At 73.6% G+C, this 518-nt stretch carries 1 protein-coding gene; it reads left to right on the top strand.

Annotation, left to right across the window (positions count from 1 at the left end):
* Nucleotides 1–21: 21 nt before the first annotated feature.
* On the top strand, nt 22–518 hold a 497-nt coding region (locus IE178_RS35500), incomplete at its 3' end, for an alcohol dehydrogenase catalytic domain-containing protein (protein ID WP_193515132.1).

Genomic DNA, 518 nt, shown 5'->3' with positions numbered 1-518 from the left:
GAGCTTAGGAGGTGTCCGCCCGTGAAAGCCGTACAGATCCGCGCCTTCGGAGACCCGGGGGAACTGATTGCCGTCGACCTGCCGACTCCGTCCCCGGCCGGCAACGAGCTGCTGATCGCCGTCGAGGCGGTGGGGGTCTCCGGTGCCGACGCATTGATCCGCCGCGGCGCGCTCGCCGCCTACGGTTTCACCGAGGGATTCGTCCCGGGCAACGAGGTGGCGGGCACGGTCCTGGCGGTCGGCGACGAAGTCGACGCCTCCTGGGAGGGGCGCCGGGTGTGGGCCTTCACCGGTGGGGGCGGGGGCTACGCGACACATGTGTGCGTGCCGCTCGAGCAGGTTCTGCCCCTGCCCCCGGCGCTGTCGCCCGCCGACGCGGTCACGGTCGGCGGCTCGGGTTCCGTGGCCCATTTCGCCTTGCGGCACGCCCACTTCGCCCCGGGTGAGGCGGTGCTGGTGCGCGGTGCGGCCGGCGGTATCGGGGTGATGGCGGTCCAGCTGGCGGCCCGTGCGGGCGC

Origin of the sequence: Streptomyces griseoloalbus, assembly GCA_014650015.1 — a bacterium.
Taxonomy (GTDB): domain Bacteria; phylum Actinomycetota; class Actinomycetes; order Streptomycetales; family Streptomycetaceae; genus Streptomyces; species Streptomyces griseoloalbus.
The sequence above is the reverse complement of the archived record's forward strand: the minus strand, read 5'-3'. Positions and strand labels throughout refer to the sequence as shown.